The sequence below is a fragment of the Ruegeria sp. C10 genome (genome assembly GCF_056537805.1).
Genome location: NZ_JBQFSC010000002.1, coordinates 105729 through 119391, shown reverse-complemented (window position 1 = coordinate 119391; position 13663 = coordinate 105729). Strand labels below are relative to the sequence as shown.

At 56.9% G+C, this 13663-nt stretch carries 13 protein-coding genes; 5 read left to right on the top strand and 8 right to left on the bottom strand.

All coding sequences use genetic code 11. The features are described 5' to 3' along the window. The first annotated feature begins 187 nt into the window (after positions 1-187). A complete protein-coding gene (locus tag ACR0DE_RS08935) occupies positions 188-1243 on the top strand; it encodes a phosphatase PAP2 family protein (protein ID WP_480752729.1) in 1056 nt (351 codons plus the stop codon). Between the two features lie 3 nt (positions 1244-1246). On the opposite strand, the gene ACR0DE_RS08930 is transcribed toward ACR0DE_RS08935, so the two are convergent. Then, positions 1247-1834, bottom strand: a complete 588-nt coding sequence (locus ACR0DE_RS08930) for a riboflavin synthase (RefSeq protein ID WP_170396310.1) — start codon at positions 1832-1834, stop codon at positions 1247-1249. A gap of 140 nt (positions 1835-1974) precedes the next feature. Between ACR0DE_RS08930 and ACR0DE_RS08925 the strand changes: the two genes are divergently transcribed. The 3 genes from ACR0DE_RS08925 (at position 1975) to ACR0DE_RS08915 (ending at position 6488) form a co-directional block, all read left to right on the top strand. Beyond that, positions 1975-3273: a capsule biosynthesis protein gene (locus ACR0DE_RS08925; protein ID WP_480752725.1), complete on the top strand. Its 1299-nt coding sequence runs from the start codon at positions 1975-1977 to the stop codon at positions 3271-3273. 80 nt (positions 3274-3353) lie between these two features. Beyond that, positions 3354-4487 carry a polysaccharide biosynthesis/export family protein gene (locus ACR0DE_RS08920; protein ID WP_170396306.1) on the top strand — a complete coding sequence of 378 codons (1134 nt, stop codon included), beginning with the start codon at positions 3354-3356 and terminating at the stop codon, positions 4485-4487. Between the two features lie 3 nt (positions 4488-4490). Continuing rightward, positions 4491-6488: a capsular polysaccharide biosynthesis protein gene (locus ACR0DE_RS08915; RefSeq protein WP_480752722.1), complete on the top strand. Its 1998-nt coding sequence runs from the start codon at positions 4491-4493 to the stop codon at positions 6486-6488. A 3-nt stretch (positions 6489-6491) separates the two neighbouring features. On the opposite strand, the gene ribD is transcribed toward ACR0DE_RS08915, so the two are convergent. The 6 genes from ribD to ACR0DE_RS08885 all read right to left on the bottom strand — a co-directional run bounded on the left by ribD (position 6492) and on the right by ACR0DE_RS08885 (position 10044). Next, positions 6492-7592, bottom strand: a complete 1101-nt coding sequence (gene ribD / locus ACR0DE_RS08910; RefSeq protein ID WP_480752718.1) for a bifunctional diaminohydroxyphosphoribosylaminopyrimidine deaminase/5-amino-6-(5-phosphoribosylamino)uracil reductase RibD — start codon at positions 7590-7592, stop codon at positions 6492-6494. Beyond that, on the bottom strand, positions 7589-8059 hold the full coding sequence (nrdR, locus tag ACR0DE_RS08905; protein ID WP_039534475.1) for a transcriptional regulator NrdR: 471 nt from the start codon (positions 8057-8059) through the stop codon (positions 7589-7591). The genes ribD and nrdR overlap by 4 nt, the downstream gene beginning before the upstream one ends. 119 nt (positions 8060-8178) lie before the next feature. Next, the gene (locus ACR0DE_RS08900; protein WP_480752716.1) at positions 8179-8589 is read right to left on the bottom strand and encodes a secondary thiamine-phosphate synthase enzyme YjbQ; all 411 of its coding nucleotides are present in this window, start codon (positions 8587-8589) and stop codon (positions 8179-8181) included. Positions 8590-8595: 6 nt separating this feature from the next. Further along, positions 8596-8997 (bottom strand): hypothetical protein, encoded by a 402-nt coding sequence (locus ACR0DE_RS08895; protein ID WP_255612048.1) that lies wholly within the window; start codon positions 8995-8997, stop codon positions 8596-8598. Positions 8998-9074: 77 nt separating this feature from the next. Next, positions 9075-9629, bottom strand: coding sequence for a DUF4166 domain-containing protein (locus ACR0DE_RS08890; protein ID WP_480561321.1), 555 nt, complete (start codon positions 9627-9629; stop codon positions 9075-9077). Next, a complete protein-coding gene (locus ACR0DE_RS08885) occupies positions 9619-10044 on the bottom strand; it encodes a DCC1-like thiol-disulfide oxidoreductase family protein (RefSeq protein WP_170396296.1) in 426 nt (141 codons plus the stop codon). Before ACR0DE_RS08885 ends, ACR0DE_RS08890 begins: the two co-directional genes overlap by 11 nt. 339 nt (positions 10045-10383) lie before the next feature. On the opposite strand from ACR0DE_RS08885, the gene ACR0DE_RS08880 reads away from it, so the two are divergent. Beyond that, positions 10384-11397 (top strand): helix-turn-helix domain-containing protein, encoded by a 1014-nt coding sequence (locus ACR0DE_RS08880; RefSeq protein WP_170396293.1) that lies wholly within the window; start codon positions 10384-10386, stop codon positions 11395-11397. A 183-nt stretch (positions 11398-11580) separates the two neighbouring features. On the opposite strand, the gene rpoD is transcribed toward ACR0DE_RS08880, so the two are convergent. Continuing rightward, positions 11581-13569, bottom strand: coding sequence for an RNA polymerase sigma factor RpoD (gene rpoD / locus ACR0DE_RS08875; RefSeq protein ID WP_480752711.1), 1989 nt, complete (start codon positions 13567-13569; stop codon positions 11581-11583). Positions 13570-13663: the final 94 nt, after the last annotated feature.

The window sequence follows — 13663 nt, the reverse complement described above, 5'->3', positions numbered from 1 at the left end:
TCAGTTTACCAATCCTATGCGCCAGTTTTGACTTAGGCCTTTTCTGCGCATTGTTGCCAATAGCTGAACCTTTAGGCCGGTTGCGTGAACTTTGTCCACAAATTGCCCCAATTGGGCCCTTGGATCGCCTGATATCCTGGGCACCAGTCATTGTATAATGTCCTAGCTAGACGAGAATTTGAGCCCAGTGTCTAAGACCGCTGATCTGCCCGCTGCAAATTTCGTGCGTGTAAACGCCCTTCGGCGAAACAGGCTGCTGCTATCACTCATTGCACTGCAGATGGTCTATGCCATTGCCGTTAGCATCTATGTAGGACGGTCATATTGGGATTTTTCGACCTCTTCCCTGATTGTCATCTCAGTTCGTCTGCTTGGTTTCATGTTCGCAAATTTCGTTCTTTGGCGACTTGGCGTTGCCATGTTCGTCGTGCGACCCAAAAAGCCAATTCAATGGATGTTGCAAGATCTGCGATCCAAGATGGCAGATGTTGAAAAAGCGACCGATGCGGTTATCTGCTTTCTCAGCATCGTCGCACTTATCCTGACCTATACCTTCCTGAAGAACGAAATACATGCTGTGAATCCCACACTCTGGGATGAGCAATTCGTGCAATGGGACCGGTTTCTGCACGGCGGCGTCGATCCGTGGACCTTGCTATGGCCCATTTTGGGATCCCCGATCGTAACCACTGCGGTGAATGGCGCCTATCACATCTGGTTTCCCATGATTTACATTGCGGTTTGCGTCGCCTGTCTGGACCGCAGTGACCCGAACCGCAGCACCGTTTTTCTGGTAGCGTTTGCACTGTGCTGGTTTGTAGGCGGCAATGTGATTGCAACCATCTTTGCCTCGGTTGGTCCCGTTTACTACGAACCCTTCAATCTTGGCTCTGACTTCGTTCCGCAGATGGAGTTGTTACGCAAATCACACGAAATCAGCCCGGTCTGGGCGCTGAATGTGCATGAAATGCTGTTGGATGGTTATCGGAATAGTGGGCTAGCAGGCGGAATCTCGGCGATGCCCAGCATGCATGTTGCCTCTACCGTGCTGCTGGCGTTCTACGGCTTCACCTATTCGCGTTGGCTCGGCTGGGCGCTGTCGGTGTTTGCCTTCATCATCTTACTAGGCTCGGTTCACCTCGCCTGGCACTACGCCATCGACGGGTATGTCTCAATCCTGCTGGCTTCATGCTTCTGGTGGCTGTCCAAGAGGCTGACGGCCAAATTTGGACCTTCCACCTGAAGGTCAGGACATCTCGGCCAGTCGCGCGACGTATCGGGCCAGGGTATCGATTTCAAGGTTCACGCGATCACCAACCGAGACGTCACCCCATGTGGTGACCTCTTTGGTGTGAGGGATGAAGTTGATACCAAAGTCACACCCGTCCACATCATTAACCGTCAGCGATGTGCCGTTCAGTGCAACGGACCCTTTCGGAGCGATAAACCGGGCCAGATTGGCAGGCGCCCGCAATGTCACCCGCGTGCTGTCACCCTCGTCTATCACAGAGACCACCTCTGCCACGCCATCCACGTGGCCCGAGACGATGTGCCCTCCCAATTCATCCCCGACCTTCAAGGCACGTTCCAAATTGACGCGCTTGCCCACCTGCCAACTGTCCAGATTGGTTTTCGAAACCGTCTCAGCGCTGATCTGCACATCATACCAATCATCGCCCAACGCGATGACGGTTAGGCAGACGCCATCGCTTGCGATGGAAGCGCCAATATCAATGCCCGCCGTTTCATAGCTTGTCTTGATCCGTGCCCGCAGGTCTCCCTGCTGGTCCAGTTCGGTAACGGTGCCAATATCGGTGACGATCCCTGTGAACATATCATTAACCCTCTGAACCTAGCTTCAACATCCGAGGTAAAGGCACACAGCCCCACCGGCAAGCCCTGCCTTGCCGCGAAAATGACAAAGAGGCATAATTTTATACAAACGCACCAAAAGTCACCACACGAGCAGACCGCATGATCCCTTTGGCCAACAGCCCTAACCGGCGTGTGTTCCTGTTTCTACAAGGACCGCATGGCCCGTTCTTTAACGCGCTTGGTCGGATGCTGCGTGCTGCGGGTGCCCAGGTCTGGCGGGTTGGCTTCAACGCGGGTGATCAGGCCTTCTGGGGCGACAAATCCAGCTATATTCCGTATCGCGGTGCGCCCGACGACTGGCCAGAAACCTTCAGCGATTTGCTCGCCCACCACGGTGTGACCGATATCGTGTTATATGGAGACACCCGGCCCGTGCACGCACGAGCCATCGAAATTGCCAATGCGCGCAGGATCACGGTTCATGTGTTTGAAGAAGGCTACCTTCGCCCCTGGTGGGTGACTTACGAACGAAGTGGCTCGAACGGAAATTCGCGTCTAATGAAACTGGACGTGGCACAGATGCAAACGGCGCTTGCACAATCCGAAGGTCACGCGCCTCCACCTCCGTCTCACTGGGGGGATATGCGCCAGCACATCTTTTACGGTGCGCTCTATCACTGGTTTGTGCTGTTTCTGAACCGCAGATATCAGAAATTCCGACCACATCGAGAGCTGCCGGTTTCGAAAGAGTTTCGTTTGTACTTCAAACGTCTGAGTCTGATGCCCATTCACAGGCTACAGCGGGGTTGGGCCACAGCACAGGTCAGATGGAGCGGTTTTCCATACCATCTTGTGTTGCTTCAATTGGGCCATGACAGTTCGGTGCAGTACCACTCGGATTTTTCCTGTATGTCCGAGTTTCTCGAATTGGTGATCGCCGGATTCGCCAAAGGCGCCCCGGCGCATCACCACCTCGTTATCAAGGAACATCCACTTGAGAACCACCGTGAGCCGCTGCGGCTGCGGGCGCGCCAGCTTGCAGCACAGCACGGCATCACAAACCGAATTCACTATGTGCCCGGTGGTAAGCTGGCCAGGTTGCTAGACGATGCAAAATCCGCCGTGACGGTGAATTCCACGGCAGGCCAGCAGGTTCTGTGGCGTGGCATACCTTTGCGGATTTTTGGGCAGTCGGTTTATGACAAGCCCGAATTCGTATCTCGGCAATCGATTGAGGCATTCTTTGCCCAGCCAGATGCCCCGGGCGGCAAGGCCTATCGGGCTTATCGCCAATTTCTTCTGGAAACCTGCCAAGTCCCCGGGGGGTTCTATTCTCGCCGAGGGCGTCGTCAATTGCTGCGGCGAGCGGCTGATATGATGCTATCGGCTCAGGACCCCTATCAAGGGTTGCTCTCCGATAAAGAGGCCACAACGCCACAGTTGCGCGTTGTTGAATGATCGCGGGCAACCTGCTGCTGGATGTTTCGAAGCGATGCGGGTAACCTTCCCAAAACAAAGACGATTGAGGTAAATCGGCAGTGCAGCGCTTTCCTACCCGATGGATCCGGGGGGTTTCCCTTGTGGCGACCCTTGGCCTGCTGGCAGCATGCCAGCTTCCCAAATCCGGACCGAACAAAAACGAAATTCTAGCCGGGTCGGTCGAAAACGGGGGTAACGCCTTTGTAGTTGAGGTCGACGACCGTGTTGCGCGGGCCACATCGGTGATTCCGCAATACGGGTTTTCGAAATCTTTCCGCAGCGCGCAAAGCGTCGCATCCGATACCGTACGCCCCGGCGATATTCTGAGTCTCAGCATCTGGGAAAATGTCGAGGATGGGTTGCTAAGTTCCGCAGCCGGTGGCGCAACCGTTCTGGATCAGGTGCAGGTCGACAGCGAAGGTTACATATTTGTCCCTTATGCCGGGCGGCTGCGTGCGGCGGGCAATACGCCCGAGCAGCTCCGCACGTTGATTTCCTCGAAGCTGGAAGAACAGACTCCGGATCCGCAAGTCCAGGTGTCGCGTACTCCGGGCGATGGGTCGACCGTTTCTCTGACCGGAACTATAGGCGCGCCGGGAATCTATCCGATTGAGCGACCGACTGGCTCGTTGTCGACCATGCTCGCGCAAGCAGGCGGGGTGGCAGTTGCATCCGATATCGCATTGGTCACTGTGATCAGGGGCAAGCAAAGAGGAACCATCTGGTACGACGATCTGTTCCGCAACCCGGAAACCGATATCGCCCTGCGCGGCGGCGATCGCATTCTGGTCGAACAGGACAGCCGCTCATACATCGCGCTGGGTTCGACCGGCGGGCAATCCCGCGTGGCCTTTGAAAGTCAGGACCTATCCGCCCTCGAGGCGCTGGCACAGGTCGGAGGCCTACAGCCGCTATCCTCAGACCCGACCGGTATTTTTGTTCTGCGTGAGGAACGGCAGGATGTGGCGCGCAATGTCATGGGACGTCCCGAGCTACAGGGTGATCAGCGCATGATCTATCTGCTGAACCTGACCGCGCCCAATGGCCTGTTCATCGCCCGCGATTTCGTGATCCGAGACGATGACACGATATACGTCACCGAGGCCCCATATGCACAGTGGAGCAAATCTGTCTCACTGATTGCCGGAGGTCTGACGCCATTTGCGAATGTGGCGACGCTTACGGGTAACTGATGAATGCTCTCTGAACCGGAGAACACGGCCGGGGGCGAACGCTCCCGGCTTTTTGTTTACAACGGTGGGTTCCTGACACAGTCGCGGCTGCGTCGTATATTGTCTCTGGCCGGGTATGACATCCGGCTTGGTCTGCCACAGCCAGACGATCTGGTCGGGGTCTGGGGCAACAGCCCGACAGCCCATCGGGGAATGGGTATCGCGCAGAAACGCGATGTGCCCGTCCTGAGGGTCGAAGACGCGTTCCTGCGGTCTCTGCACCCTGGACGAAGCGGTGAGGCACCCATGGGTCTGTTGTTGGATCGATCGGGTCTGCATTTTGATCCGAGTGTGCCTTCGGATCTGGAAACTCTGTTAGCCACGCATCCGCTGGATGACACCGCCCTGCTGGATCGCGCGCGAGGCGCAATCGCGCGCATTCGAGAGCTGCATCTGAGCAAATACTCGGCCTTTGACCTTGATCTGACGCCTCCCGATCCTGGCTACGTTCTAGTGATCGACCAGACGCAGGGAGATGCTGCCGTCACCGCAAGCAACGGCGACTATGCACGGTTCCGCGAGATGCTGGTAATCGCGCAAGAGGAAAACCCCGGCGCGCGCATCCTCATCAAAAGCCACCCCGAAACCACGGCAGGCCACCGCAAGGGATACTTTTCCGATCAGGATCTGAGTGACAGAATATCGATCCTCAACAGCCCCATCAGTCCATGGTCGCTGCTTGAAGGGGCCATCGGGGTTTACACGCTGTCCTCGCAGATGGGATTTGAGGCGATATTGGCCGGGCACAAACCTCGCGTGTTCGGGCAACCATTCTACGCTGGGTGGGGGCTGACGCAAGATGATGCACCCCTGCTCCGTCGCCAACGGAATCTTACGCGGGCGCAGCTTTTTGCAGCTGCGATGATCTTGTATCCGCGTTGGTATGATCCCTACCATGATCGCCTGTGCGAATTGGAATACGTGCTCGATACGCTTGAGGCGCAAACCCGGGCCTGGCGGCAGGACCACAAAGGCTGGACCGCCTCCGGGATGCGGGTATGGAAACGCCGCCACCTGCAACGCATTTTCGGCCAGCACCATAAGGTGCGTTTCGTGGCCGAGCAGCCAGAGAACACCAAACAACCCCATATGGTCTGGGCCAGCCGGGCCGGTGAGACGCTGAATGCAACCCGGATTGAGGATGGCTTTTTACGATCCCGTGGGTTGGGCGCGGAGCTGGTTCCACCGCTGTCGCTGGTGACCGATGATATCGGCATTTACTACGATCCAACGCATCCCAGCCGCCTGGAAGAATGGATCACCACGCGCGAAACCTTGCGCCCTGATCAGAGGCTCCGCGCCGAGCGGCTGACAGCCCGGCTGCTGACCGAGGGCCTAAGCAAGTACAACATCGGCCACCCCGCCCCGGACCTACCGAAGGGGCGTCGCGTTCTAGTGCCAGGTCAGGTTGAAGATGACGCCTCGATCCGGCTGGGAACAAGCAATATCCGCACCAATCTGGACCTGCTGCGCGCGGCGCGCGAGGCCAATCCCGACGCTGTGTTGATCTATAAACCTCATCCGGATGTCGAAGCTGGTCTGCGCGACGGCAAGATCGAAACTGATCTGGCCGATGTCATTGTAGAAGGCACCGATCCTGCCACCCTGCTTGGACAGGTGGATGAGGTCTGGACTATGACCTCTCTGCTGGGGTTCGAGGCTTTGCTGCGCGGCGTCCGGGTCACCACACTCGGCGCTCCGTTCTACGCCGGTTGGGGGCTGACAACGGATCTGGGGGCAGTGCCTGCGCGACGTGGCGCGCGGCCTTCGCTGATGGGATTGGTGCACGCAACGCTGATTGACTACCCCCGCTATCTCGATCCGGTGACGGGACAGACCTGCCCCGTCGAAATCGCGGTCGAACGGCTTGCGCAGGGTACGCCATCCCCTACCGGACCCGTAAATCGCATCTTGTCCAAATTTCAGGGCGCGCTGGCAACGCATGCGCATTGGTGGCGCTAAAGGCTAGTGCGTCACGCGCGCCCAGCGATGTAGGATATCGCCGCCTACGACCTGTGTTTTGATCAGATCAAATCGGGGGGCAGTATCCAGAGTATCAAGCCTCAGAGCCCCGATCGCGGACAGACCTTCGGCCCCGATGGTCAGCCCCGCTGTAAAACCGACCAACTCATCGACCAGATCGCCCTTTAGCAAAGATGCAGCCAATGCTGATCCGCCTTCGCAAAAGACACGCGTCAATCCGGCCTGCCCAAGCTGCTGCAACAGATCAGCCGCATCCACGTGATGACCATCCAGCGCACAAGGGATCAAACGGGCACCCAACCCCTCCCATGCGCGCGTACGCTCGGGGTCTGGGTGGGGGCCGTGACAGAGCCAGACAGGGATATCGGACGCGGTTCGCGCAAGTTGCCCCATCAAGGGCAAATCCAGATGGCGCGAGACCACCACGCGCACCGGCTGATGCTGCACGCCCAGATCACGAACCGTCAGCGACGGGTCATCGGCGCGCGCTGTCCCTGCCCCAACCATCACCGCATCGTGGCGCGCACGCATCGCATGCACCGCGCGGCGAGCATTTGGACCTGTGATCCACTGACTGTGCCCGGTTTCCGTAGCAATCCGTCCATCAAAGCTGCTGGCCAGTTTCAAAGTCACAAACGGGCGGCCCTGCTCGGTTTTCAGGAAAAACCCTGCGTGGTCGCGTGCTGCCTGTTCCGCCAGAACACCGGTGGTGACCTCAATCCCGGCCTCGCGCAACATGGCAAACCCTTGCCCTGCGACCCGAGGATCGCTGTCTTCGATCGCCGAGACCACACGGGTAACACCGGCCGCAATCAGCGCTTCGGCACAGGGCGGCGTCTTTCCGTAGTGTGAACAGGGTTCAAGCGAGACATAAGCGGTGGCACCTCGCGCGGCCTCACCCGCCTGTGTCAGAGCCATAGGTTCTGCATGCGGACGACCCCCGGGCTGCGTCCAGCCGCGACCAACGATGCGTCCATCGCGCACGACGACACACCCGACGGACGGATTCGGCCAGCAGGTGCCTTGGCCGCGCCGCCCCAATGATAGGGCCAGCGCCATATATCGCTTATCTGTATCGCTCACTCATCCGTCGAAGGTTGCGGCGGGCGCAACTCGTGGACAAACTCCTCGAAATCATCGGCCGCCTGGAAATTCTTGTACACACTCGCAAAGCGAACATATGCGACCGTATCAATCCGGGCCAGCGCTTCCATTACAATTTCACCGATTTTATTCGAAGGGATATCGGTTTCCCCCATGCTTTCAAGACGGCGCACGATACCGGAGATCATCTGATCAATCCGATCGGGATCAATGGGCCGCTTCTGCATCGAAATACGGATCGAGCGTTCCAGCTTGTCGCGGTCGAAGTCTTCGCGCTTACCGTTGGTTTTGATGACGACCAGATCACGCAGTTGCACGCGTTCATAGGTGGTGAACCGTCCGCCGCAGGCCGGGCAGAACCGTCGTCTACGGATCGCGACGTGATCCTCTGCCGGGCGTGAATCTTTGACCTGAGTATCGATATTTCCGCAAAACGGGCAGCGCATCCGCCGTCTCCTCGTCCCTAGCTGGCCACTTTTTGTAAGCGCTGCGGCTTACTTATCCACAACTATAGGACAGCCTCTAGGGTTTGGGTAGTCGGAATTTTCCACCCCAATATAAAGCGTCACCCAAAATGCGCAGCGACCTTTCTTTCATGCGGCGCGTTGCGGTGTTCAAACAGATATATCCCCTGCCATTTGCCCAGCGCAGGTACCCCATCTGACACCGGTATCGACAGCGATACAGGCATCATCGCGGCCTTGATATGGGCTGGCATGTCGTCCGGCCCCTCATAGGTGTGGCGCAGATAAGCCATCGACGGATGATCCGATTGCGGCACCAGCCGATCAAAGAATGCGCGCAGATCAGTCTGCACCTCGGGGTCGGCGTTTTCCTGAATAAGCAGCGAACAAGAAGTGTGGCGCACAAAGAGCGTCAGCAAACCGTCCGAAACCGGCCTCAGCCAACTGCGCACAGGGGCGGTAATCTCATAGAGCCCCACGCCCTGTGTCTGGATCGAGAATTCTGTCTGCATCGCAGGTCAATTGATAAACGGACGGACGCCGCACCGTGCATTTGCGCCCTGTACCGACATGCTGTCACCCGGCTGGAACCCGGCTGTGACCGAAAAGCTGCCTTTCTGCGGGACATTGGCGGGTTGTTTCAGTGTGAACTGTACCGCCGTCCGGCGTCCCGTTGTCACGCTGGGGCCATAGCCGCGCAGAACGTAGATTTGTTGCTGCCACCCAGCACCCAATTTCCGGCGGGCAAAATCAGCAGCGGCGCACCAATATCCATCAGTATCCTGACGTGTCCTTGGAATGACCTCGAAGTCTGTGCCGCTCATCGGTTCTGTTCGATAACCGTTCGGCGCTGCATCGACAACGCCCGCAGAGCTGGTCATAAGCAGTGCTGCAAATGCGCAAAGTATTGTCTGTTTCATTGTGACCATCTTCCTGTTTCCATGTGAAATATAGACTAGTGCGTCGCCATCGTCAGCACAGCGAACTAACGATCATGTCAGCTTGACCCACGTGGTTCGTGAACAGGCTCTAACCATCCCTCATAGCGGATCAAGCGCCCCAATCCCGGTGCTGTCGCCGAAATGTCAAAGCGAAACCTCAATTGTGCGTCCTCAGCCTCGGTCGATCCGGAAGGTGGCAAAAGAAACCCCGGACACGGAATGCCAAATAAAGCGAGGCGGCGGATCTCAATGGTCAGCCCCTTATCAGTTCGCACCGGCTGCAACCATATTGTCAGCCCGCCGATCTGTTCCCGCACCATGCCACACAGCGGATCAAAAGTGATCCGTGAACGCGTTTTGTGGCCTGCGAAATCCCGTTCCCATTGCCAATATGCGCCGGACTTTCGGATCGTAAGGGTGACCGGCAAATCTTCGCCCGCAGGTGGAAATCGTCCGATGCGAAGTGCCAGAGCGACCAAAACGCCTCGGCCACGCTGAATGCTGCATCGACCAGAGTAGCGACCTTCCCCGCTGTGCAAATCCCTGACCAATCCAGGCACAGCTTCATCTATACCCAGCGCCTGCAGGAATGGATCACGATCAGAATCCATCTTGGGCAAACCGCGATCTGAGAGAAGGATCAGGAACCAGGCACTCATCCCGCCGCCCAAATAGCGCATATCTGTTACGGGCAATCATCCGGTACAGCGGGTTCTTCAGAAACCTCGGCAGGTATCGACACAAGGACAATACCCGCCACGGAACATATAATGCACGCATCGCAGCGGCAAATGCGTCGAGATTTTGGTGCACCTTTCCTTTGACGATCACCAAATTGGTTTCAAATTCGTCTGTCGGCAGGTTCAGGAGAGTATAAAGCTGCTGCCCAAGCGGTGACTGCGCAGTTGCAAATAGAAATTTCTGATCTCGATCATGGCGCAACATGAAGTGAAAAAACCCTGAACACAGCACGCATTCACCGTCGAAGACGATCAAATCTGTATCGATGGAAAGATCATCAGCCACGAGAGATCAAGAAATAACAAAAGGTTCCCCGTGATGCTGTCACGTCGAATGCGCCGCAGCAATGCGACATGACTGACCAGAAGAATGAGAGGGGCGTGCCGGGGAACCCGTTGAAACGGCTTGGTGGACCGCTCGCTCAGGCTCTGACCTTTTCCCCAAAAGGCGCTGACCCGACAACACCGGTCATGTAGCTATTGGCCAAGGCTACGGACATGGCCATTTCTGCCATATCTTTGTGAGTTGCGGTCAATTCCTGGGTATCAGCACCGAGGCTGGCGCATTGCCACGGTTTGCCGCTAGGGTAACGATATTACAGTAACGCGTTTTTTGGGCTGGGTGATGGACGTCGACATTTCACGCATTCAATTGCTGACACGGACCCTTGAGGATCACGCAAGCGCGACCGTGGTGGAACAGGTCCTGAGTGACTGCGCATTGACCCGCAGCGATATTGAACCGCCTGCCAAAAGGTACAGCGCCCACAAAGAAGCGCTGTTTGTCCGACACGCCTGCGATGCACTTGGCGATATCACCTTTGGCGCGCGGGCGGGTCTGGAATTCAGTTCTTCTTCCAGCATTACGGCCTATATCAGCAAATACTCTCGTGATCTGAAGCAGGTGATCGAGAATACGGCGCGGTTTCATGGCATTATCGACCCGGCCCTGGCCTTCAATCTGCGCCTTTCAGGTAACGCTGCCTCGCTTGAGGCCGATTGGAAAGACCCGAGCTTTTCCCGCTATCATCGGCGGACCGAGTTCCTGCTGTTTGGCGCCATCGCCCGGATGCGGGCGTTGACTCAGTTGAATCTGAATCCGATTGAGATACGGTTTCAGCACACAGTTGGGCAACACCAAGCCACCTACCAGAAGATCGGAGGTTTCCCAGTTACCTTCGGGGCCGAACGCTTGGAAATCATCCTGTCGCTGCCCTCGCTGGAAACACCGATCCCAACTTACGACCCTAGCCTGCGCGCGCATTTGGTTGAATTTGGCGAACGCCTGCTGGCCGAAAGACAGTCGCCAAGACAGAAAACCCGAGCACAGATCGAAGGGTTGATCACAGATGCGATGCCGGGGGGAATCGTACAGGTGGACGACGCCGCCTCCCAGCTCGGCCTAAGCCCTCGAACATTGGCTCGCCGCCTGGCTGACGAAGGCACTTCATATCGCGAGATTGTTGAAGATTTACGATGTGACCTGGCGCAGACCTTTATCAAGAACGGTATGCATCTGTCCGAGATCTCGTATTCGCTCGGTTATTCCGATCAGGCTGCGTTTTCCACCGCCTTCAAACGTTGGACGGGTCAGGCCCCGACTGCTTTTCGCAAACGTGTCTCTCATCCGCTTTCATGAAGCTACAACGTGGCCGGGGGTCATCAGCCCAATCACCTCGCCCCGGCCTGTCCATGAGTGGACAGCGGCGATATAAAGATGGCATCGCCGGACTCCTTGCGAATTCCCGCCAATTTGATTTGAAGTTCAGTCATTGTGAGCGGGCGAAAGAAAAAAGCGCCTCGGGATGAGGCGCCTTTCGATTTACTGATCCAGGAAGGACCGCAATTTACGCGACCTACTCGGGTGTTTCAGCTTACGCAGCGCCTTCGCCTCGATCTGGCGGATACGTTCGCGCGTCACGCTGAACTGCTGACCGACCTCTTCCAGCGTGTGGTCGGTGTTCATGCCGATGCCAAAGCGCATCCGCAGAACCCGCTCTTCACGCGGGGTGAGAGAGGCCAGAACCCGTGTGGTGGTTTCCTTGAGGTTTTCCTGAATGGCGCTGTCCAGCGGCAGCACGGCATTCTTGTCTTCGATGAAATCGCCCAGCTGGCTGTCTTCCTCGTCACCGATTGGTGTCTCAAGGCTGATCGGCTCCTTGGCGATTTTCATCACCTTGCGCACCTTCTCAAGCGGCATTTGCAGCTTTTCGGCCAGTTCTTCCGGCGTTGGCTCGCGGCCGATTTCGTGCAGCATCTGACGACCTGTCCGGACCAGCTTGTTGATCGTTTCGATCATATGCACCGGGATACGGATCGTGCGCGCCTGATCCGCGATCGAACGCGTGATCGCCTGACGGATCCACCAGGTTGCATAGGTCGAGAACTTATAGCCCCGGCGGTATTCGAACTTGTCCACCGCCTTCATCAGGCCGATGTTACCTTCCTGAATAAGATCAAGGAATTGCAGGCCGCGGTTCGTGTACTTTTTGGCAATCGAGATCACCAGACGCAGGTTGGCCTCGACCATTTCCTTCTTGGCTTGCCGCGCCTCTTTCTCACCCTTTTGAACCTGCTGCACGATGCGGCGGAATTCAGGGATATCGAGACCAACATATTGGCCAACCTGAGCCATGTCGTTGCGCAGTTCCTCAACCTTTTCGGTCGAGCGTTCGATGAACATCTGCCAACCCCGACCCGGTTTCTCGGCCATTTCGGCCAACCAGTTCGGATCCAGCTCGCGCCCACGATAAGCATCAATGAACTCGCGACGGTTGATGCGAGCCTGATCCGCCAGCTTCACCATCGAGCTGTCCAGTGACATAATCCGGCGATTGATGCCATAGAGCTGGTCGATCAGAGCTTCGATCCGGTTGTTGTGCAGGTGAAGACCATTCACCAGTTCAACAATCTCAGCGCGCAGCTTCTGATAGGTTTCTTCGTCCTTCTCGCTGAAAGTGCCATCCTCATTCAGCGTCGCAGAAATCCGGCTGTCCTGCATTTCGGACAGCATTGCGAAATCGGTCGAGATGCGTTCCAGCGTGGTCAGCACCTGATCCTTCAGCGCTGCTTCCATCGCGGCCAGGGACATGTTGGCCTGATCGTCGTCATCATCGTCATCATCATTGGCAATCGGGTTGCCGTCAGCGTCAAGCTCCGGCCCCTCATCCTTGGCAGGCTTGGCCGCCTGCACCGATGAGGTATCGACAACCGGCTCTTCAACCTCGCCGTCTTCATCCATCTGGTTGCCGAAAGTGGTTTCCAGATCGATGACGTCCCGCAGCAGAATGTCTTCGGACAAAAGTTCGTCATGCCAGATGGTGATCGCTTGGAAGGTCAGCGGGCTTTCGCACAGACCAGCGATCATGGTGTTCCGACCGGCTTCGATCCGCTTGGCGATAGCAATCTCGCCCTCGCGGCTCAGCAGTTCGACTGAACCCATCTCGCGCAGATACATGCGTACGGGGTCATCGGTGCGATCCAGCTTTTCGGTTGCAGCACCAGCCAGCGCAACCTCGCGCGGACCTTCGGTGGTGACCAGTTCGGTCGAGCCTTTGTTTTCTTCTTCTTCGGCTTCTTCATCTTCGATGATGTTGATGCCCATCTCGGACAGCATCGACATAACATCTTCGATCTGTTCCGAGCTGACCTGATCAGGCGGCAGAACCTGATTGAGCTGGTCGTAGGTGATGTAACCTTTCTCGCGAGCCTCGGCGATCATCTTCTTGACCTGGGCCTGGCTCATGTCCAGCGAGATTTCCTGTTCCTGCTCGTCGGATTTGCGGTCTTCGTTCGTATCCTTGGCGGCCATTCAATGCTCCTGCAGGGATGGGTGATTCGTTTGAACCGAATCATTAGCGCGTAGAAGTGATTCGGCCACCCGTTTACCCGTTTTTCTTTTCCAG

Excerpts from the sequence above, each read along its gene's own strand:
- ACR0DE_RS08880 (WP_170396293.1), top strand. The coding sequence starts at position 10,384 with ATGGACGTCGACATTTCACGCATTCAATTGCTGACACGGACCCTTGAG.
- ACR0DE_RS08890 (WP_480561321.1), bottom strand. The coding sequence starts at position 9,629 with ATGGATTCTGATCGTGATCCATTCCTGCAGGCGCTGGGTATAGATGAA.
- rpoD (WP_480752711.1), bottom strand. The coding sequence starts at position 13,569 with ATGGCCGCCAAGGATACGAACGAAGACCGCAAATCCGACGAGCAGGAA.
- nrdR (WP_039534475.1), bottom strand. The coding sequence starts at position 8,059 with ATGCGCTGCCCGTTTTGCGGAAATATCGATACTCAGGTCAAAGATTCA.
- ACR0DE_RS08925 (WP_480752725.1), top strand. The coding sequence starts at position 1,975 with ATGATCCCTTTGGCCAACAGCCCTAACCGGCGTGTGTTCCTGTTTCTA.
- ACR0DE_RS08930 (WP_170396310.1), bottom strand. The coding sequence starts at position 1,834 with ATGTTCACAGGGATCGTCACCGATATTGGCACCGTTACCGAACTGGAC.
- ACR0DE_RS08895 (WP_255612048.1), bottom strand. The coding sequence starts at position 8,997 with ATGAAACAGACAATACTTTGCGCATTTGCAGCACTGCTTATGACCAGC.
- ACR0DE_RS08900 (WP_480752716.1), bottom strand. The coding sequence starts at position 8,589 with ATGCAGACAGAATTCTCGATCCAGACACAGGGCGTGGGGCTCTATGAG.
- ACR0DE_RS08915 (WP_480752722.1), top strand. The coding sequence starts at position 4,491 with ATGCTCTCTGAACCGGAGAACACGGCCGGGGGCGAACGCTCCCGGCTT.